This window comes from Bifidobacterium sp. UTCIF-38 (assembly GCF_006454495.1).
Taxonomy (GTDB): Bacteria; Actinomycetota; Actinomycetes; order Actinomycetales; family Bifidobacteriaceae; genus Bifidobacterium; species Bifidobacterium callitrichos.
Genome location: NZ_JFAL01000022.1, coordinates 42,360 through 60,502 on the forward strand (window position 1 = coordinate 42,360; position 18,143 = coordinate 60,502).

14 protein-coding genes are annotated in these 18,143 nt (G+C 64.4%); 6 read left to right on the plus strand and 8 right to left on the minus strand.

Going from position 1 to position 18,143, the window contains the following annotated elements:
• Positions 1-4: 4 nt before the first annotated feature.
• From purD to purF, 3 genes are all read right to left on the minus strand, one after another.
• On the minus strand, positions 5-1,276 hold the full coding sequence (gene purD / locus BW11_RS07440; RefSeq protein ID WP_140445138.1) for a phosphoribosylamine--glycine ligase: 1,272 nt from the start codon (positions 1,274-1,276) through the stop codon (positions 5-7).
• 119 nt (positions 1,277-1,395) lie between these two features.
• Positions 1,396-2,442, minus strand: coding sequence for a phosphoribosylformylglycinamidine cyclo-ligase (gene purM / locus BW11_RS07445; RefSeq protein ID WP_140445137.1), 1,047 nt, complete (start codon positions 2,440-2,442; stop codon positions 1,396-1,398).
• A gap of 70 nt (positions 2,443-2,512) precedes the next feature.
• The gene (gene purF, locus BW11_RS07450; RefSeq protein ID WP_052119266.1) at positions 2,513-4,063 is read right to left on the minus strand and encodes an amidophosphoribosyltransferase; all 1,551 of its coding nucleotides are present in this window, start codon (positions 4,061-4,063) and stop codon (positions 2,513-2,515) included.
• A gap of 307 nt (positions 4,064-4,370) precedes the next feature.
• On the opposite strand from purF, the gene BW11_RS07455 reads away from it, so the two are divergent.
• Both BW11_RS07455 and BW11_RS07460 read left to right on the plus strand, forming a co-directional pair.
• Complete coding sequence (locus tag BW11_RS07455; RefSeq protein ID WP_140445136.1) at positions 4,371-6,068, plus strand: type VI secretion protein ImpB; 1,698 nt, start codon at positions 4,371-4,373, stop codon at positions 6,066-6,068.
• Complete coding sequence (locus BW11_RS07460) at positions 6,055-6,273, plus strand: hypothetical protein (RefSeq protein ID WP_043167092.1); 219 nt, start codon at positions 6,055-6,057, stop codon at positions 6,271-6,273. Before BW11_RS07455 ends, BW11_RS07460 begins: the two co-directional genes overlap by 14 nt.
• Before the next feature lie 39 nt (positions 6,274-6,312).
• On the opposite strand, the gene BW11_RS07465 is transcribed toward BW11_RS07460, so the two are convergent.
• Positions 6,313-7,290, minus strand: coding sequence for an aldo/keto reductase family protein (locus tag BW11_RS07465; RefSeq protein WP_140445135.1), 978 nt, complete (start codon positions 7,288-7,290; stop codon positions 6,313-6,315).
• A gap of 171 nt (positions 7,291-7,461) precedes the next feature.
• Here BW11_RS07465 and BW11_RS07470 point away from each other — a divergent pair, with 171 nt between their 5' ends.
• The gene (locus BW11_RS07470; RefSeq protein WP_258184590.1) at positions 7,462-8,559 is read left to right on the plus strand and encodes a type II toxin-antitoxin system HipA family toxin; all 1,098 of its coding nucleotides are present in this window, start codon (positions 7,462-7,464) and stop codon (positions 8,557-8,559) included.
• Here the strand turns inward: BW11_RS07470 and BW11_RS07475 are convergent.
• The 4 genes from BW11_RS07475 to BW11_RS07490 form a co-directional block, all read right to left on the minus strand.
• Positions 8,540-9,067: a DNA-deoxyinosine glycosylase gene (locus BW11_RS07475; RefSeq protein ID WP_375137648.1), complete on the minus strand. Its 528-nt coding sequence runs from the start codon at positions 9,065-9,067 to the stop codon at positions 8,540-8,542. The genes BW11_RS07470 and BW11_RS07475 overlap by 20 nt on opposite strands.
• Positions 9,068-9,338: 271 nt before the next feature.
• Positions 9,339-13,100 carry a phosphoribosylformylglycinamidine synthase gene (locus BW11_RS07480; protein WP_140445133.1) on the minus strand — a complete coding sequence of 1,254 codons (3,762 nt, stop codon included), beginning with the start codon at positions 13,098-13,100 and terminating at the stop codon, positions 9,339-9,341.
• Between the two features lie 153 nt (positions 13,101-13,253).
• On the minus strand, positions 13,254-14,006 hold the full coding sequence (gene purC, locus BW11_RS07485; RefSeq protein WP_140445132.1) for a phosphoribosylaminoimidazolesuccinocarboxamide synthase: 753 nt from the start codon (positions 14,004-14,006) through the stop codon (positions 13,254-13,256).
• A gap of 100 nt (positions 14,007-14,106) precedes the next feature.
• Positions 14,107-15,075 (minus strand): sugar-binding transcriptional regulator, encoded by a 969-nt coding sequence (locus BW11_RS07490; protein ID WP_140445131.1) that lies wholly within the window; start codon positions 15,073-15,075, stop codon positions 14,107-14,109.
• A gap of 270 nt (positions 15,076-15,345) precedes the next feature.
• Between BW11_RS07490 and BW11_RS07495 the strand changes: the two genes are divergently transcribed.
• The 3 genes from BW11_RS07495 to BW11_RS07505 all read left to right on the plus strand — a co-directional run bounded on the left by BW11_RS07495 (position 15,346) and on the right by BW11_RS07505 (position 18,134).
• Positions 15,346-16,335 (plus strand): phosphotriesterase, encoded by a 990-nt coding sequence (locus BW11_RS07495; RefSeq protein WP_043167105.1) that lies wholly within the window; start codon positions 15,346-15,348, stop codon positions 16,333-16,335.
• A 6-nt stretch (positions 16,336-16,341) separates the two neighbouring features.
• Positions 16,342-17,022, plus strand: coding sequence for a 3-keto-L-gulonate-6-phosphate decarboxylase UlaD (locus tag BW11_RS07500; protein WP_140445130.1), 681 nt, complete (start codon positions 16,342-16,344; stop codon positions 17,020-17,022).
• Positions 17,023-17,162: 140 nt separating this feature from the next.
• Entirely contained in the window at positions 17,163-18,134 is a 972-nt protein-coding gene (locus BW11_RS07505) for a sugar kinase (RefSeq protein ID WP_107041165.1), read from the plus strand.
• Positions 18,135-18,143: the final 9 nt, after the last annotated feature.

The following is an 18,143-nucleotide window of genomic DNA, read 5'->3' on the forward strand; positions in this document are numbered from 1 at the left end:
ATCATCACGCGTTCAGTGCCTTGGCGCCGATGTCGTGGCGGTAGAACATGCCCGTCGTGTCGAGTGCGTCGATGATCGCGTAGACCTTGTCCTGCGCGGCCTTGATGTCCGCGGCGGTGGTCTCGACGAGGAGCACGCGTCCGGAGGAGGCGACGAGCCCACCGTCCTCGCCGCGCGAGACGCCGGCGTAGTAGACGTGCGAGGAGTCGTCGACCGGGATGGACGGGATGGACGCGCCCTTGACGACGTGCGTCGGATAGCCGTCGGCGGCGAGCACGACGCCGAGCGTGGCGTTCTCGTCGTCCCAAGTGAACTCGGGGGATTCCCCGACGAGAATGTCGGCGATGCCGCGTCCCAGATCGGAGGTGAGCTTCGGCAGGACGACCTCGGTTTCGGGATCGCCGAAGCGGGCGTTGAACTCGATGACCTTCGGGCCGTCGGCGGTGGCGATGAGACCTGCGTACAGGATGCCGGTGAACGGCGTGCCCTCCTCGGCCATGGCTTCGACGGTGGGGCGCACGATCGTCTCGATCGCCTGATCGACGACCTCCTGCGGGATCTGCGGCACCGGGCTGTAGGCGCCCATGCCGCCGGTGTTCGGTCCCTTGTCGCCGTCGTAGGCGCGCTTGTGATCCTGGGAGATCGGCATCGGCCAGAACCTGGTGCCGCTGACGAAGCTCATCAGGGAGAACTCCTGACCTTCGAGGAAGTCCTCGATGACGACCTTCGCACCGGCGGAGCCGAAACGATGATCGATGAAGATGTCGTCGAGCGCGGCGACGGCGGTGTCCTCGTCCATGGCGACGGTGACGCCCTTGCCTGCGGCCAGACCGTCGGCCTTGACGACGATCGGAGCGCCGTGCTCGCGCACGTAGGAGACGGCCGGCTCGAGCGCGTCGAAGGTCGCATACTTCGCGGTGGGGATGCCGTGGCGCTCCATGAGCTGCTTGGCGAAGTCCTTGGAACCCTCGATCTGGGCGGCGGCCTTGTTCGGTCCGAACGCCTTGAGTCCGGCGGCGGCGAAGTCGTCGACGATTCCTTCGATGAGCGGCACCTCCGGGCCGACGAACGCCCAGTCGTAGTCGTTGTCCTTCATGAATTCGATCAGCGCCGCGTGGTTCGACTGGTCGATGTGCGTGGTGCGGATGCCGTCGAGCTCCATGCCCGGGTTGCCGGGGGCGACGGTCACCTCCTCGACGCTTCCGCCGCGCTGAAGCGCGTGGGCGATGGCGTGCTCGCGCGCGCCGGAGCCGATGACGAGAACCTTCTGTCCCATGGTGATGTCCTTGTGTCCTTTCCGATGCTTCAATGCGATGAGGCTCCTCCTCTACGGGGGAACCTCATCGAAAACGTTGTGTGAATGCCGTCATCCGCGAACCGGAGGCTCCGGATGCGTCACAGACCCTTGTGTAGCTGCACGCGGGTGCCGTCGATGTCCTTGACGATCCTGCCGACGGTGTAGTGGCGCTCGTTCTCCGCGTCGAGCAGACGCTCGACCTCGGCGACCTTGCTCGGTTCGACGACAAGGACCATGCCGATGCCCATGTTGAAGATGTTGTACATCTCGAGCTCGTCCACCTCGCCCAGCTTCTGCAGCAGGCGGAAGATCGGCGGCACGTCCCAGCTGGTGATGTCGAACGCGGCGGCCAGACCCTCGGGGATGATGCGCGGCACCTTCTCGACGAACGCGCCGCCGGTGATGTGCGCGACGCCGTGCAGCAGGTCGTCGCCGGCGAAGAGCGGCTTCAAGGGCTTGGCGTAGATGCGGGTGGGCTTCAAAATCTCCTCTCCCAGCGTCTCGCCGCCCAGCTCCTCGGGCTTGGAGTCGACGGTCAGGTCGTGGTCCTTGAACAGGATCTTGCGCACCAGCGAGTAGCCGTTGGAGTGGATGCCGGAGGAGGGCAGGCCGATGAGCACGTCACCTTCGGCGATCTTCGTGCCGTCGATGATCTTGGACTTCTCGACCACGCCGACCGTGAAACCGGCCAGGTCGTACTCGTCGGCGTCGTACATGTCGGGCATCTCGGCGGTCTCGCCGCCGACCAGCGCGGCGCCGGCGTCGACGCAGCCGTCGGCCACGCCCTTGACGACCTGCTCGAGCAGAGCCGGATCGTTCTTGCCGCAGGCGATGTAGTCGAGGAAGAACAGCGGCTCGGCGCCCTGGGCGAGGATGTCGTTGACGCACATGGCCACGCAGTCCTGGCCGATGGTGTCGTGCTTGTTCATCATCTTGGCGACCATGAGCTTGGTTCCCACTCCGTCGGTTCCGGAGACCAGCACCGGCTCCTTGTAACCGAGGGAGGCGAGGTCGAACAGGCCGCCGAAGCCGCCGATTCCGCCGGCGCCCGGACGGGCGGTGCGTGCGACGTGCGACTTGATGCGGTTGACGACTTCGTATCCGGCTTCGACGCTTACGCCGGCGTTCTCATATGCTTTTGGCATGTTGGGGTTGGCCTTTCTTGAGGGTTCTCTGAAGGGTTCTCTGGAAATCTGGTATTCGATCCGGTGCTCGCTAGACGAGGGCGTCCTCGGGCTCGTCGCCGTGCTTGGCGTCCTCGACGGGCGGCTGCACGGTGTTGTACTCGTTGCCGATGTACTTGCTCTTGTACAGCGCGAACTCGGGCAGGCGCACACGGTCCTCCGGCGTGAGGGACTTGAGGAAGTCGGCCTCGTAGTCGTCGAGCGCGGTGGGGTAGTCGCCGTTGAAGTAGGCGACGCACAGGCCGCCGTACGGAGCGTCGGCGTTGAGTCCGATCGATTCGATCAGACCGTCGAGCGACAGGAACGCGAGCGAGTCGGCACCGATGTACTGGCGGATCTCCTCCACTGACTTGTGTCCGGCGATGAGCTCGCGGGTGGTGGAGATGTCGATGCCGTAGAAGCACGGGTACTTGAGCGGCGGGGAGCTGATGCGCATGTGCACCTCGGCCGCACCGGCCTCCTTGAGCAGCTGGACGATGCGCTTGGAGGTGGTGCCGCGCACGATCGAATCGTCGATGACGACGACGCGCTTGCCCTTGACCACGCCGCGCACGGCGGACAGCTTCATGCGCACGCCCTGCTCGCGCAGCTCCTGCGTCGGCTGGATGAACGTGCGGGCCACGTACTGGTTCTTGATCAGGCCCATCTCGTTGGGTAGTCCGGACGCCTCGGCGTAGCCGGATGCGGCCGACAGCGAGGAGTTCGGCACGCCGATGACCATGTCCGCGTCGACGCCGGCCTCGGCGGCGAGCCTCGCGCCCATGCGCTTGCGGGCGGAGTGGACGTTGACGCCGTAGATATCGGAGTCGGGGCGGGCGAAGTAGATGAACTCCATCGAGCAGATCGCCAGCTGCGTGTTGTTGGTGTACTGCACGATGCGGTAGCCGTGCTCGTTGACCACGACAATCTCGCCCGGACGGATGTTGCGCACGAGTTCGGCGCCGACGACGTCGAGCGCGCAGGTCTCGGAGGCCAGCACGTAGGCGCCGTTCTTCATCTTGCCGAGGGAGAGCGGGCGGAAGCCGTTCGGATCGAGCGCGCCGATCATCGCGTTCTCGGTCATCAGCAGGTAGGCGAAGCCGCCGTGGACCGTGTTGAGCGCCTCCTTGAGCTTGTCCATGAAGGTGCGCTGCAGGGAGCGGCGGATGAGGTGCATGAGCACCTCCGTATCCGAATTGGAGTGGAAGATGGCGCCTTCGTCCTCGAGCTTGCGGCGCAGGGACGGGCAGTTGGTGAGGTTGCCGTTGTGGCACAGGGCCACGTCCCCGTCGTGGAAGCGGAAGATGAACGGCTGGATGTTGTCCGTGGTGCCGGATCCGGCGGTTGCGTACCGCACGTGGCCGATGGCGCGGTCGCCCTTGAGACGCTGGATCTCGCGCTCGTCTCCGAAGACCTGGGTCAGCAGACCCAGTCCGCGGTGTCCGATGAGGTGACCGTGATCGTTCGATACGATACCGGCGCCCTCCTGTCCGCGATGCTGCAAAGCGTGGAGTCCGAAGTAGGTGAGTCGAGCGGCGTCGGGGTGTCCCCATACGCCGAAGATGCCACATTCCTCATGAATGTCTTCGAGTTCAGCCGACAAGCCAAAGCTCCTTCTCAAACTGGGGGTTCACTAAGTGTTTACCCTACCAATTACCGGCTACATCGGGTGCGTTCCGCGCATCGCCGCCGCGGCCCATCGCCGATTCTTGTCATAGGTTCCCCCGTTTCTCCTCACCGCGTTTCCGGTGCATTCCGTTGTGTTCCTTCCCGACACGTCCCGACACGCCAGAGTCGAACAAATGTTCGACTTTTTGGTATGCTGGGGTGAGCATCGTTTCGATGTTGGTTTCCTGTCGGGCCGGCCCTCGAACAGCGCCGGCCCGCTTGTTCTCATGTGAAAGCGGGTGATGGCGATGGGTGGCGTCTCCGATGAGTCCGGCCGCGTCTACATCGCCATCGATCTGAAGTCCTTCTACGCCTCGGTCGAATGCGCCGCTCGCCACCTCGACCCGCTGACCACCCATCTGGTCGTGGCGGACGAGACGCGCACCGACAAGACCATATGCTTGGCCGTATCGCCCTCGCTCAAGGCGTACGGCATTCCCGGGCGCGATCGCCTCTTCGCCGTCAAACAGAGGCTTGCGCAGGTCAACGCGGAACGGATGCTCAAGGCGCCGGGGCATCGTTTCGTCGGTGAATCGTGGGATGCGACCGAACTCGCGCGTCATCCCGAATTCAAGGCGTCGATGATCATCGCCATGCCCCGCATGGCCAGATATCTGCAGGTCAGCGCGGACATCTACGCGATCTACCTCGAATATGCGGCCCCCGAACACATCCACGTCTATTCGGTGGATGAGGTCTTCATCGACGCCACGCCGTATCTGCGATCCTCCGGTCGCACGCCCCACGAGATGGCCCGGACCATCGTCGCGGAGATTCTGGAGAGGACTGGCATCACGGCCACCGCCGGCATCGGCACCAATCTGTACCTCGCCAAGATCGCGATGGACATCGTCGCCAAGCACATGCCTGCCGACGACGACGGCGTGCGCGTGGCGGAACTCGACGAGGCGAGCTACCGGCGTCTGCTGTGGGGGCATCGACCGCTCACCGACTTCTGGCGCGTCGGGCGGGGGTACGCGCGGAAGCTCGAGAAGGCCGGTCTCATGACGATGGGAGACATCGCGCGGTGCTCGCTTGGCCGTGCCTCCGACTACTACAACGAGGAACTGCTCTACCGCATGTTCGGCGTCAATGCCGAACTGCTCATCGACCACGCATGGGGGTGGGAGCCATGCACGATCGCCGACATCAAGGCGTACGAGCCGGATACGCACAGCACCAGCATCGGCCAGGTGCTCACCGGCCCGGCGGATCACGCCACCGCACTGCTGATCGTCAAGGAGATGGCCGACGCGCTCGCCCTCGACCTGACCGGCAAGGGGGTGGCCGCCAACCGCATCATGCTCGCCGTCGGATACGACTCCGGTAGTCTTGACCCGAATCGGCTCGACGACGACGTCGAACCTCGTCTCCGGCGGCTCGCCGAACGTGCATCGACGGACTATCGGGGCCCATGCTCCATCGACCGGTATGGGCGCAGAGTGCCCAAGCCCGTCTCCGGGGAGATCGGACTGGGGGAATACACCGCCTCAGCCGAGCGCATACGCCGGTCGATGACCGCGCTGTTCAGGCGCATCGTCGATCCCGGTCTGCTGGTCCGACGTCTTACGGTGATCGCCGTCGACCTCGCCTCGCCCGTCGATCTTGCTGCGGGAAAGCGGTATGAGCAGCTTGACCTGTTCTCGGACGTGGATGGAGATGGGAGCGCTTCGGTCGGCTTGGTCGGTTCGATCGGTAACTTCACGGAGAGAGCCGGCGGGGATTCCCGTGAAAGCGGTGATTCCGGGACCGCCGACGGTACGCCGACACTCCGTCCCGAACGCGCCGATCGCATCGAGGACATGCAGCGTGCGATGCTCGCCATCAAACACAGGTATGGGCGCAATGCCGTCGTCAAGGCGATGGACATGGAACCCGGCGCCACCGGGATCGAACGCAACAAGCAGATCGGAGGGCATCGCGCCAATGGCTTTGACTGAAACCCATCGGTACGACGACATCATCGCACTGCCTCATCACGTCTCCCGGAGGCATCCGCCGATGTCGAGACGCAACCGGGCCGCGCAGTTCATGCCCTTCGCGGCGCTCACCGGCTATGACCGGCTCATCGCCGATACGGCGAAACGCGCCGAAGCCGACATTGCCAAGGCCGAAGCCCAAGGCGATGACGATTTCGGCGCGTGATCGGATATGCCATGCATCGGGACATCGCAGAATGAGTGCTCAGCCGACGTGGCGCTCGAAGCGGTGGAATCCGGTGATCGCGTCGATCTCGGCCATCGCGTCGGCCGGGATCACGAAGCCCGCGGCCTTGAGATTGCTCTCCAGCTGACTCGGCTTGCTGGCGCCGTTGATCACGCAGCTGATCTCCGGGTGCTGCAGGATCCACGCCATCGACAGCACCGGCAGGTTCGTGCCGAGTTCCTCGGCGACCTTGCGCAGACGTTCGACCTTGTCGAGGTTCTCGTCGGTGAGCAGGTCGTTGATCTGGTGGTCAGGCTGCCACGTGGCGCGCGAACCGGCCGGAAGCGGCTGGCCCTTGCGGTACTTGCCGGTCAGCAGGCCCTGGGCGAGCGGCGAGAACGTGGTGATGCCGATGCCGAGCTTGCGGCAGGTGCCCATGATCTCGTGCTCGATGTAGCGGTCCTGCAGGTTGTACTGCGGCTGGACCACGGTGATCGGGTACAGGTTGTAGCGCTCGACGATGCGCTGGGCCTCCTCGAGGCGCGCGGATCCCCACTCCTCGGACACGCCGTAGTAGAGAATCTTGCCCTGGGAGACGAGGTCGCTCAGTGCGCGAAGCGTCTCGGTCAGATCGGTCGTCGTGTCGAAGCGGTGGCAGTAGTAGAGATCGAGATAGTCGAGCTGCATGTTCCTCAGCGTCTGGTCGATGCTCTCGAAGATGTGCTTGCGGCTCAGACCGCGGTCGTTGACGCCGGGGCCGGTGGGGAAGTAGACCTTGGAGGAGATGACCAGCTCCTTGCGCGGGTACGCCTTGAGCGTCTCGCCGAGGAAGCGCTCGGCGTCACCGCCCGAGTAAGCGTCCGCGCAGTCGTAGAAGTTGACGCCGGACTCATAGGCGAGACGCACGATGTCTCGCGCCGTGTCCAGCTGCGCGTCGTTCGTCAGCTGGGTGACCCAGCTTCCCAGTGCGACCTCGCTGACCTTCAGTCCGGACTTGCCTACATTGCGGTACTTCATTGATGCTCCTTCGTTTGCAGCTCCTGCGGTTCCGCGTTCCACGCGCCGATCGAGTATCTCCATCGCAACCGGCCGTGAACGCTAACACGTCCATGGAAACACCTCAACCACACTTGAACGCAAACCCACACCGCGCCACCGTGCGTGTCGCAAGGCGCCGTTGGGACAATGATGACCGTGGGATGGCTCACGATGGCTCCGTCCCGCACATTGGCATTCGCCTACGACCATGATTGGCTGACTGCCGGATTCAGCATCAGCCCTCTGTCGCTGCCACTGCGATCCGGCGTGTTCGTGGCCAAGCGAGACCCGCTCAACGGCATGTTCGGGGTGTTCGACGACAGCATGCCGAATGGTTGGGGAGAATTGCTGACCGATCGCATGCTACGGAAACGCGGTATTGATCCGTTCTCGGTCGGCCCGTTGACCCGATTGTCGATCGTGGGCACCGGCGGCATGGGAGCGCTTGAGTACGAGCCGGCCGCATCGATGGATGACAGCGTATTCCCGACGGATCTGGACGACATAGCAGCGGAATGCGCCAGCCTGTTGGAAACGGATTTTTCGGATGGTCTGGACACACTGTTCGCCCTCGGCGGTTCGTCCGGAGGCGCACGTCCCAAGATCCTGACGGAAATTGACGGCGAGGAATGGATCATCAAATTCCCGTCCTCCATGGATCCCGCGAATATCGGCGAACAGGAGTATGCGATCTCCCGATTGGCGGTCGCTTGCGGCATCGACATGCCGGAAACACGGCTGTTCCCATCGAAGCGGTGCGCCGGGTATTTCGGTACTCGGCGGTTCGACCGAGTGGGTGGGCCGAACCGTCCACGAACGAAGATCCATATGGTTTCGGCCGGAGGATTGTTGGAGACCTCCCACCGTCTCGCCAACCTCGATTACGGTCTGCTGATGCGGCTGACCATGCGCCTGTGCGACAGCGTGGAGGACTGCGAGCGTCTCTACAGGCTGATGTGCTTCAATGTATTCATCGGCAACCGGGATGATCATGCCAAGAACTTCTCATACCTGTATGACCGAGACAAAGGGGAGTGGCATCTGTCTCCCGGCTACGATCTGACCGAAAACCCCGGAATCAACGGCGAACATACCACCGCCGTGAACGGCAAAGGGCGGGGAATCACGATTGATGATCTGACGATGGTCGGCACACGCGCCGGCATCGCCCGTGCGCGGTGCATCTCCATAGCCAAGGACATCCGTGAACGTGTGGCCGATGCGGGATTCATGGCAAGTATGGGATGAACGCCTCACGGTAGACGGCGATGAGGCGGTCGAGACTCATCGAGGCGTTGGCCGGGCTGGTCGAGGGCAGCGGCGTCATTGGCACGTCGATGCCGTTCGCCATCAACGTCGGCGCGATGAGACGGCGATACAGCTGCGCGGCCTTGGCGCCGGTCGTGATTATGCGAGCGATCGGCGCGGCGGCGAGGATCGACGTCGGATCGTTCGGCACGGCGTTGCGGATGCTCGCGTCGGACGCGCCCATGATGTCGCACGAGGCGATCACATCCCACAACGCGACGTGATGCCGCAGGGCGAACCCGCGACGCGACTGCGGCGTATCGCCCGCGATGTCCGTCGGATCGGCCGGATCGGCGAATACCGCCTCCATCACCGGCCAGAACCGGTTGCGCGGATGCATGTAGTAGAACGACTCCTCGCGCGATTTCGGGCTTGGCATCGACCCCAGCACCAGCACGCGCGATGTGCCGTCCCACACCGGTCCGAATCCATGTTCCACATGTTTCACACGTTGTTCCACGAGGTTGTCCATTGTTGTCATGTCTTTCACGGACGTACGAGCACGGTCGGGGAGCCGGAGTGAAGATCGACGACCCGTGTCGGCTCGCCGCCCGAAACCATGCATGCTCATACGGTTCGTGCGTCCGTCCTCCGCCAGTCGCGGCGTGTTCTATGAGCGAACGGACGCGGATGAGCGAATAAGAGGCCGGTTTCCGCCAGAATGATGTGTCATCTGGCGGAAACCGGCCTCTTATGTCATGCGTCGATTATCGGTGGCCTCAGGCGGCGAAGTATTCGACGCCGGCCTCGAAGATCGGCTGGTACTTGTCGCCGGGGACGTTGACGTACAGACCGCTGCCGGAGCGCTCCGAGTGACCCATCTTGCCGAACACGCGGCCGTCCGGGCTGGTGATGCCCTCGATCGCGAGCATCGAGCCGTTCGGGTTCACCGCGAGATCCATGCCGGGCACGCCGGACTCGTCCACGTACTGCGTGGCGATCTGGCCGTTGGCCCTGAGCCGCGCCAGCACCTCGTCGGAGGCGACGAAACGGCCCTCGCCGTGAGAAATGGCGACCGTGTGCACGTCGCCGACCGAGGTCTTCGCGAGCCACGGGGACAGGTCGGAGGCCACGCGCGTGCGCACGAGACGGCTCTGGTGACGGCCGATCGTGTTGAACGTCAGCGTCGGGCAGTCGGCGTTCATGTCGACGATGTCGCCGAACGGCACCAGACCCAGCTTGATGAGCGCCTGGAAGCCGTTGCAGATGCCCAGCATCAGGCCGTCGCGGTTCTTCAGCAGGTCGCGCACCGCCTCGGTGACGGCCGGGGCGCGGAAGAACGCGGTGATGAACTTGGCGGAGCCGTCCGGCTCGTCGCCGCCGGAGAAGCCGCCCGGGATCATCACGATCTGGCTCTTGTTGATCTCCTCGACCAGCTTGGCGGTGGATTCGGCCACGGCCTCGGGCGTCAGGTTGTTGACGATCAGCGTCGAGACCTCGGCGCCGGCGCGTTCGAACGCGGCCGCGGAGTCATACTCGCAGTTGTTGCCGGGGAACACGGGGATGATCACGCGCGGCTTGGCCACGCCGGCACCCGTGTACACGGTCTTCTTCGCGCCGTCGGCCTCATGATCCGCCACGTGGAAGTCGACCGTCTCGACGGTCTCGCCCTTCTCGGCACCGTAGGAACGGTACGGGAACACGGATTCGATGCCGCCCTCCCACGCGTTCTGCAGTTCGGCGAGGTCGATGGCCTCGCCGCCGGCGACGAACTCGTACGCGGAGGAGGTCACGCCGATCTCGCCCACCTCGACGAGGTTGGAGACGGCCGGGATCTTCTCGTTGTCCTTGAGCTCGACGATGAACGAGCCGTACGCCGGAGCGAACAGGTCGTCGATCGCGATGTCGTCGTTCAGGGTCAGGCCGATGCCGTTGCCCACCGTCATCTTGAACAGCGCCTCGGCGGTGCCGCCATAGCCCGGCGTGGACACGGCCAGCACGGTGCCGAAGTCGGTGAGCTCCTCGATCAGCCCGAACGCGTCGAGCAGGGAGTCCTTGTCCGGCGTCAGACCGTCGGCGAGGTAGCGCGGCGCGATGCGCACGACGCGGTGTCCGGCGCCCTTGAACTCGGGGGAGGTGGCGCGCTTCATGTTGCCCACGGCCACGGCGAAGGAGATCAGCGTCGGCGGCACGTCGAGCGCCTCGAACGAGCCGGACATGGAGTCCTTGCCGCCGATCGCGCCGGCGCCGAGGTCGATCTGCGCCATCAGGGCACCCAGCACGGCGGCCGTCGGCTTGCCCCAGCGCTCCGGCTCGTCACGCAGCTTCTCGAAGTACTCCTGGAAGCTCAGGTATGCCTTCTCATGCTCGAAGCCTGCGGCGACCAGCTTGGCGAGCGATTCGACGACGGACAGGTATGCGCCGGTGAACTGGTTCCTCTCCATGATGTACGGGTTGAAGCCCCATGCCATCGCCGAGGCGGTGGTGGTCTCGCCGAACACCGGGAACTTGGCGACCATCGCCTCGTTCGGGGTGAGCTGCCTCGTGCCGCCGAACGGCATGAGCACGGTGCCCGCGCCGATCGTCGAGTCGAAGCGCTCGGACAGGCCCTTGTTGGACGCCACGTTGAGGTCGGTCACCAGGGCATGCATGCGCTCGTTGAGCGAGCCGGAGCGCCATGCGGCCGGCACCTCGTACGCCTGCTGCGCCTCGACGTGCACGGCCTGATGCTTCGGAGCGCCATTGGAGGCGAGGAACTCGCGCTTGAGGTTGACGATCTCGTCGCCGTTCCAGGTCATCACCATGCGCGGATCCTCGGTGACGGTGGCGATCACCGTCGCCTCGAGGTTCTCCTCACGGGCGTAGCCCAGGAACTCGTCGACGTCCTCGGCCGCGACGTCGACGGCCATGCGCTCCTGCGATTCGGAGATGGCCAGCTCGGTGCCGTCGAGACCCTCGTACTTCTTCGGCACGGTGTTGAGGTCCACGTACAGGCCGTCGGCCAGCTCGCCGACCGCCACGGACACGCCGCCGGCGCCGAAGTCGTTGCAGCGCTTGATCAGACGGCAGGCATCGCCGCGGCGGAACAGACGCTGCAGCTTGCGCTCGACCGGCGCGTTGCCCTTCTGCACCTCGGCGCCGTCGAGCTCGAGCGATTCGACGTTGTGCGCCTTCGAGGCGCCGGTCGCACCACCGATGCCGTCACGGCCGGTACGGCCGCCCAAGAGGATGATCCTGTCGCCGGGGGCGGGGGTTTCGCGGCGGACGTGGTCGGCCGGGGTGGCGGCCACGACCGCACCCACCTCCATGCGCTTGGCCACGTAGCCCGGGTGATAGATCTCGTTGACTTGGCCGGTGGCCAGTCCGATCTGGTTGCCGTAGGACGAGTATCCGGCGGCGGCGGTCGTCACGAGCTTTCGCTGGGGGAGCTTGCCCTCGAGCGTTTCGGAGACCGGTACGGTCGGATCGGCGGCGCCGGTCACGCGCATCGCCTGATACACGTAGGAGCGGCCGGACAGAGGATCGCGGATGCAGCCGCCGATGCAGGTGGCCGCGCCACCGAACGGTTCGATCTCCGTGGGGTGGTTGTGCGTCTCGTTCTTGAACAGGAACAGCCAGTCCTGCATCTCGCCGTTGACGTCGACCTTCACCTTGACGGTGCAGGCGTTGATCTCCTCGCTTTCGTCGAGGCCGGTGAGGATTCCGTTCTTCCTGAGCCATTTCGCGCCGATCGTGCCCATGTCCATCAGGCACACGGGCTTGTTCTCGCGGCCGAGCTCGCGGCGCAGCTCCAGATAGCGCTCGAACGCGTTCCTAACCATATCGTCGTCGATCGCGACGTCGGTCAGGCGGGTGCCGAACGTGGTGTGGCGGCAGTGGTCGGACCAGTAGGTGTCGATCACCTTGATCTCGGTGATCGTGGGCTCGCGGCCCTCCTCGGCGAAGTACTTCTGGCAGAACTCGAGATCGGCCAGATCCATGGCGAGTCCGCGCTCGTCGATGAAGTGCTGTCCGGCCTCGGCGTCCATCTCGTTGAATCCGGCGATGACCTCGACCTTGCCCGGGGTGGGCACCTTGGTCTTCAGCGTCTCCTTGACGCCGAGATCTGCCTCGCGCGCCTCGACCGGGTTGATGACGTAGCGCTTGATCGCCTCGACGTCCGCGTCCGTCAGATCGCCCTCGAGGGCGTACAGCTTCGCGGAACGCACGGTCGGGCGCTCGCCCTGCGAGATCAGCTGAATGCATTCGGCGGCGGAGTCGGCGCGCTGGTCGAACTGGCCGGGCAGGAACTCGGTGGCGAACACCGAGGCCTTGCCGAAGTCCGGCAGGTCGGCGTACACGTCATCGACCTGCGGCTCGCTGAACACGGTGGGCGTGACCTTGTCGAACAGGGCCTTGTCGATGCCCTCCACGTCATAACGGTTGACGATGCGGATCCGCTTGAGGCCGGCGATGCCGAGAATGGTTTTGAGCTCGGTGTCCAGCTGCTGGGCCTCGACGTCGAAGCCGGGCTTCTTCTCCACGTACACGCGGAAAACCATGGGATTCCTTTCCACTGAAAGTTACTCGAAAACAGTGTTGCGAAGATGGAAGAACCGTAAGGGGTTCTGTGCGCAATCGAAACTGGCTCCCGTCGTCGGACCCGTACGCCCTGCAAGGCGTGACGATTCCATCAACGGGAGCCAGTGTACGGGTCACTCGGCGCGTTCGATGCCCTCGGCCTCGGCCAGCTTGAGCAGGCGACCGTAGATCTCCTCGTACGCGGGGATGATGTTGCCCAGATCGCGGCGGAACAGATCCTTGTCGAGGTGCTCGATCTTGCCGCTCTTGTCCTTGAGATCCCACAGGCGGCAGGTGTCCGGGGTGATCTCGTCGGCGAGCAGGATGGTGCCGTCGGAGGTCTTGCCCTCCTCGATCTTGAAGTCCACGAGCTGGACGTCGATCTTGGAGAAGATGTCCTTGAGGCCATCGTTCACGGCGCGGGCGATGCGGGAGATCTCGGCGAGCTCCTCCTCGGTGGCCAGTCCCAGCGCCACGATGCCGTCGTCGTTGATGAACGGGTCGTTCAGCGGATCGGACTTCAGGCAGAACTCGAGGATCGGCTTCTTGAGCGGGGTGCCCTCTTCGACGCCGTAGCGCTTGGCGAAGGAACCGGCGGCGGTGTTGCGCATGATGATCTCGAGCGGGAACATGTCCATCTTCTTCACCAGCTGCTCGGTGTCGGAAATGCGCTTGATGAAGTGGCTGTCCACTCCGCGGGCCTTGAGCAGGTCGAAGATGACGGAGGTGATGTGGTTGTTCAGGTTGCCCTTGCCGGCGATCTGTTCCTTCTTCTCGCCGTTGAACGCAGTCGCCTGGTTCATGTATTTGACCCAGAGCACATCCGGGTCATCGGTCGCGTACATCTTCTTGGCTTTGCCCTGGTAGAGCATGTCCAGTTTTTCCATTATCGCCTTCCAAATCGTGCTTGTGAAGCGGCATTTCTGGGTGAACTAACGGTAAAAGGGTAGCAATCGGCGGTGACACTGCGGGGGGTGCGCCGCGGGCTTACGCGAGCAGCGCCTCGGCCGTCGACTGGTCGGTGACGAGCGCGGAGATGAGCCCTCCGATCAGGCACGCGCGGATGGCCGGCGTCTTGACCGATCCCCATGCCACGCCGATGACCAGCGGGATGCGGTGGAGGCATTCGATGTCGATCGAGATCGTCCGCTCGCACAGGTCGGTCGTGACGTGCCGCCCCTGCGCGTCGATGTGGTGGCCGCAGATGTGGCCGACCACGCCGTGGGCGTGCAGGTCTGCCGCCTTGCGCTGGTCGATGTATGCGTCGAAGATATGCCCGGAGCGTTCCGTGGTGACCGCGCCGACGCCGACGATCGCCACGTCCGCGCCGCCGCCCAAAGCCAGCGCGGTCGCGATCTGCGGTTCCTGACGCATCGCGCGGGCAAGCTCCGGACTCGACAGGATCATCGGCGCGGGCAGTATCGTGAACGTGCCGCCGATGCGCTGGGCGAGCATGCGGCAGATATCGGGGGAGTCGGTCATCGGATTGTCGGGGCTCAGGGTGCCGAGCATCTGCGCGACGTTCGATTTGGGCCAGTCGCACACCGGTACCTCACGCACGGTGGCGGCCACCGCATTGCCGTTCGACACGGTGATCAGCGAGTCGGGAGCGCACGTCTCGGCGAACAGCGCGGCCGCGTAGCGGGGCACGATCGTTCTCGGGTCCTCGCCGGGCCGCACCTCGGCCACGCGCGCGTGCCTCAGGCCGTACCTGCGTTTGAGCCCATCCTCTAGGGAGCGCATGCGTTCGAGCGTGTGCCCGATCGTGATGTGCACGATGCCGCTTTCACGCGACTCCTTGAGCAGTCGGGAGACGGTCGGCCGGGAGTAGCCGATCTCCTTGGCGATTTCGGACTGGGTCTTGTCGTCCAGATAGTAGGCGCGGGCCACCTTGAGCATCAGATCGATGTGCTTGCGGGAGGTGGAAGTCGCCATCATGACGTCATCGTTGAACATATGTTCATGTTAGCTCCAATAGCATGGATTGGGCAAGATGATATTTGAGTTGTTTTTCCTTGCGATTCCAGTATTTGTTGGTTGCTTGTATGGATGAACGATTGTGTCTATGAACATCTGTTCATTGGTGTCATGGTTATTCTGGCGTGTCGCACATAGATTGATAACCGTCAGCCGAACCAAGGGGAAACCCAAGGCGAGAAGAACCGGTGCCTCACAGCGGAAGACACCGCAGCAGACCACAACACAAAGCAACAAAGGAGTACAACCATGGCATTCGCACGTACGATCTTCGGAGACGTCGATCCCAGCACCCTCGGCGTGGTGGACTGCCACGACCACCTGATCCGCGTCGGCGCCGGCGAGGTCTACATTGACGGCGACCACCAGCTCGACTCCGTCGAGAAGGCCATCGAGGAGGGCGGCTACTTCGCCGAGGCCTCCAAGAAGTGGAGCCCGAACGGCGGCACCGTCGTCGACATGTGCCCGATCAACTGCGGCCGCGACCTGAACAAGCTGGCCGAGGTCACCAAGGCCGTCGACGGCCTGCAGGTCATCGCCGCCACCGGCTTCCACCGCGAGCACGTCTACCTCGAGACCCAGTCCCACTGGATCAACCGCTACGACGTCGACAAGGTCGCCGAACTGGTCATCGCCGACATCCGCGAGGGCATCGACAAGAACGACTACTCCGGCCCGATCGTCGAGCGCACCCCGTACAAGGCCGGCGTCATTAAGGTCGGCACCGCGTACGGCAAGATCACCAAGTTCGAGCGCAAGTGCATGGAGGCCGCCGCCATCGCCGCCATCGAGACCGGCTGCCCGATCAACACGCACACCACCTACGGCACCTGCGGCCTCGAGCAGGCCGAGGGCTTCCTCGAGCTGGGCGTGCCGGCCAACCAGATCGCCATCGGCCACATCCAGCGCAACGCCGACGTGTACTACCTCGAGCAGATTTTGAAGCTCGGCGTCTACCTCGAGATCGACGGCACCAACCGCATCAAGTACCAGCCCGATTCCAACCGCATGATGGAGCTCAAGGCCTTCTACGAGGACGGCTTCGCCGACCGCATCCTGCTCGGCACCGACTCCGGCAAGCGCGGCTACCAGAAGGCGTACGGCGCCACCTCCGGCGTCGACTACAACCCGGCCGTCGACGGCCCGCGCATGGTCGACGAGGGCTTCGACCGCGAGTACATCGAGAAGCTGCTCATGAAGAACGCCCAGGAGTTCTTCACCTTCAAGAAGGAGGGCTGATCCACGATGGCCGAGGCAACCGAAACGAAACTCCAGCGTCCGCGTCTGCAGATCGCACTCGACACCACCGACATGCCGAGCGCCCTGAGGCCCCTCAACAAGGCCATCAGCCAGATCGACGTCATCGAATGCGGCACGATCCTCATCATCGCCGAAGGCCTCAAGGCCGTGCGTGAGATCCGCGCCCTCTACCCGGACAAGACGATCCTGGCCGACGTGCGCATCGCCGAGGCCGGCGCCCTGATCGCCCGCAACTGCTTCGAGGCCGGCGCCAACTGGGTGTCGGTCGTGGCCGGGGCCTCCCTGACCACCGTCGAGCAGGTCGTCAAGGTCGCCGACGAGTTCGGCGGCGAGGTGCAGATCGAGCTCGGCGAGGACTACGACGCCGACAAGGCGCGCAAGTGGAAGGAACTCGGCGCCAAGCACGTCATCGTCCACCGCTCGCGCGACGCCGAGGTCGCCGGCACCCTCAAGTGGGGGCCGAACGACATCGAGCGCATCAAGGAGCTGCACGCCATGGGCTTCACCGTCACCGTCACCGGTGGCGTGAACGTCAAGGACATCCCGTTCTTCCAAGGCGCTCCGGTCGGCGTGATCATCTCCGGCCGCGGCATCGTCAAGGCCGAGGATCCGCTCGCCGCCGCCACCGAACTCAAGACCACCATCAACGAGGTGTGGCCCGAGTAAGGCCGCCGCGGGATACCGGGGCCGCCCTCCAATGGAAAAGGGACATCCCCCTAGCCCGGGGATGTCCCTCACGAAACTCCCGACATTTTCGAACAATCCCAAGAATTTCCAACCCGATTATAGACACAAGGAAGTGCGACATGACCGCTAACGCCGCCAAGTCACCCAAGTACGATCTCTCCACCATCGGCGAAGGCCAGATCCGCCTCACCGTCGGACGCGGCGAACGACTGATGTTCACCCGCTCCGTCCACATGAACCCCGCCTGCTCCGAGGCCAACGTCGCCGGCCTGCTCTCCCAGCTCGGACGCGAGACCCTGTGGACCAGCTCCCTGCCCGAAGGCGACCTCGGCGATTACATCCTCGCCGAATACCGTTCCGTCGGCGTCCACATGGACACCATGGTCCGCCGCCCCGGCGGCCGCACCGCCCTGTACTTCATGGAGCCCGGCGAATACCCGATGCCCGCCAACGTCATCTACGACCGCGAATGGACCACCTTCCGCGCCACCGGCATCGACGACTACGACTGGGACGAGATCCTCGACACCAAGGTCATCTTCCTGACCGGCATCACCGCCGCCCTGACCGACACCACCGCCGAAGTCGTGCGCTACGCCGCCGACGAGGCCGTCAAGCGTGGCGTCGAGGTCATCCTCGACGTGAACTTCCGCCGCAAGCTGTGGAGCGGTGAGAAGGCCCGCGAGGTCCTCGAGCCCATCGCCAGGCAGGCGAGCGTCCTGTTCTGCTCCATCGCCGACGCCGAGAAGGTGTTCGGCATCACCGGCACCCCCGAGGAGGTCACCGCCGAACTGCAGAACCGCTTCGGCTGCAAGTACATCGTCTCCACCAACCATACCGAAGGCCCCTACCTGCGCGGCCGCGAGGGCTTCTACCCCTACCGCACCACCCCGGTGAACGTCATCGACCGCCCCGGCGCCGGCGACTCCTTCGTCTCCGCCACCATCCACGGCTATCTGTCCGGTGACATCCGCGAAGGCGTCAAGTGGGGCCAGTACGCCTCCAAGGTGGCCCTGACGCACAAGGGCGATCTGACCCGCGTGCGCCCCGGCGAGCTCGACATCCCGCTCGGCACCGACATCGACCGCTGACGGCCGGGG

Excerpts from the sequence above, each read along its gene's own strand:
- purM (WP_140445137.1), bottom strand. The coding sequence starts at position 2,442 with ATGCCAAAAGCATATGAGAACGCCGGCGTAAGCGTCGAAGCCGGATAC.
- BW11_RS07455 (WP_140445136.1), top strand. The coding sequence starts at position 4,371 with ATGGCGATGGGTGGCGTCTCCGATGAGTCCGGCCGCGTCTACATCGCC.
- BW11_RS07490 (WP_140445131.1), bottom strand. The coding sequence starts at position 15,075 with ATGTTCAACGATGACGTCATGATGGCGACTTCCACCTCCCGCAAGCAC.
- BW11_RS07470 (WP_258184590.1), top strand. The coding sequence starts at position 7,462 with ATGACCGTGGGATGGCTCACGATGGCTCCGTCCCGCACATTGGCATTC.
- BW11_RS07495 (WP_043167105.1), top strand. The coding sequence starts at position 15,346 with ATGGCATTCGCACGTACGATCTTCGGAGACGTCGATCCCAGCACCCTC.
- BW11_RS07465 (WP_140445135.1), bottom strand. The coding sequence starts at position 7,290 with ATGAAGTACCGCAATGTAGGCAAGTCCGGACTGAAGGTCAGCGAGGTC.
- BW11_RS07500 (WP_140445130.1), top strand. The coding sequence starts at position 16,342 with ATGGCCGAGGCAACCGAAACGAAACTCCAGCGTCCGCGTCTGCAGATC.
- BW11_RS07480 (WP_140445133.1), bottom strand. The coding sequence starts at position 13,100 with ATGGTTTTCCGCGTGTACGTGGAGAAGAAGCCCGGCTTCGACGTCGAG.
- purD (WP_140445138.1), bottom strand. The coding sequence starts at position 1,276 with ATGGGACAGAAGGTTCTCGTCATCGGCTCCGGCGCGCGCGAGCACGCC.
- purC (WP_140445132.1), bottom strand. The coding sequence starts at position 14,006 with ATGGAAAAACTGGACATGCTCTACCAGGGCAAAGCCAAGAAGATGTAC.
- BW11_RS07460 (WP_043167092.1), top strand. The coding sequence starts at position 6,055 with ATGGCTTTGACTGAAACCCATCGGTACGACGACATCATCGCACTGCCT.
- BW11_RS07505 (WP_107041165.1), top strand. The coding sequence starts at position 17,163 with ATGACCGCTAACGCCGCCAAGTCACCCAAGTACGATCTCTCCACCATC.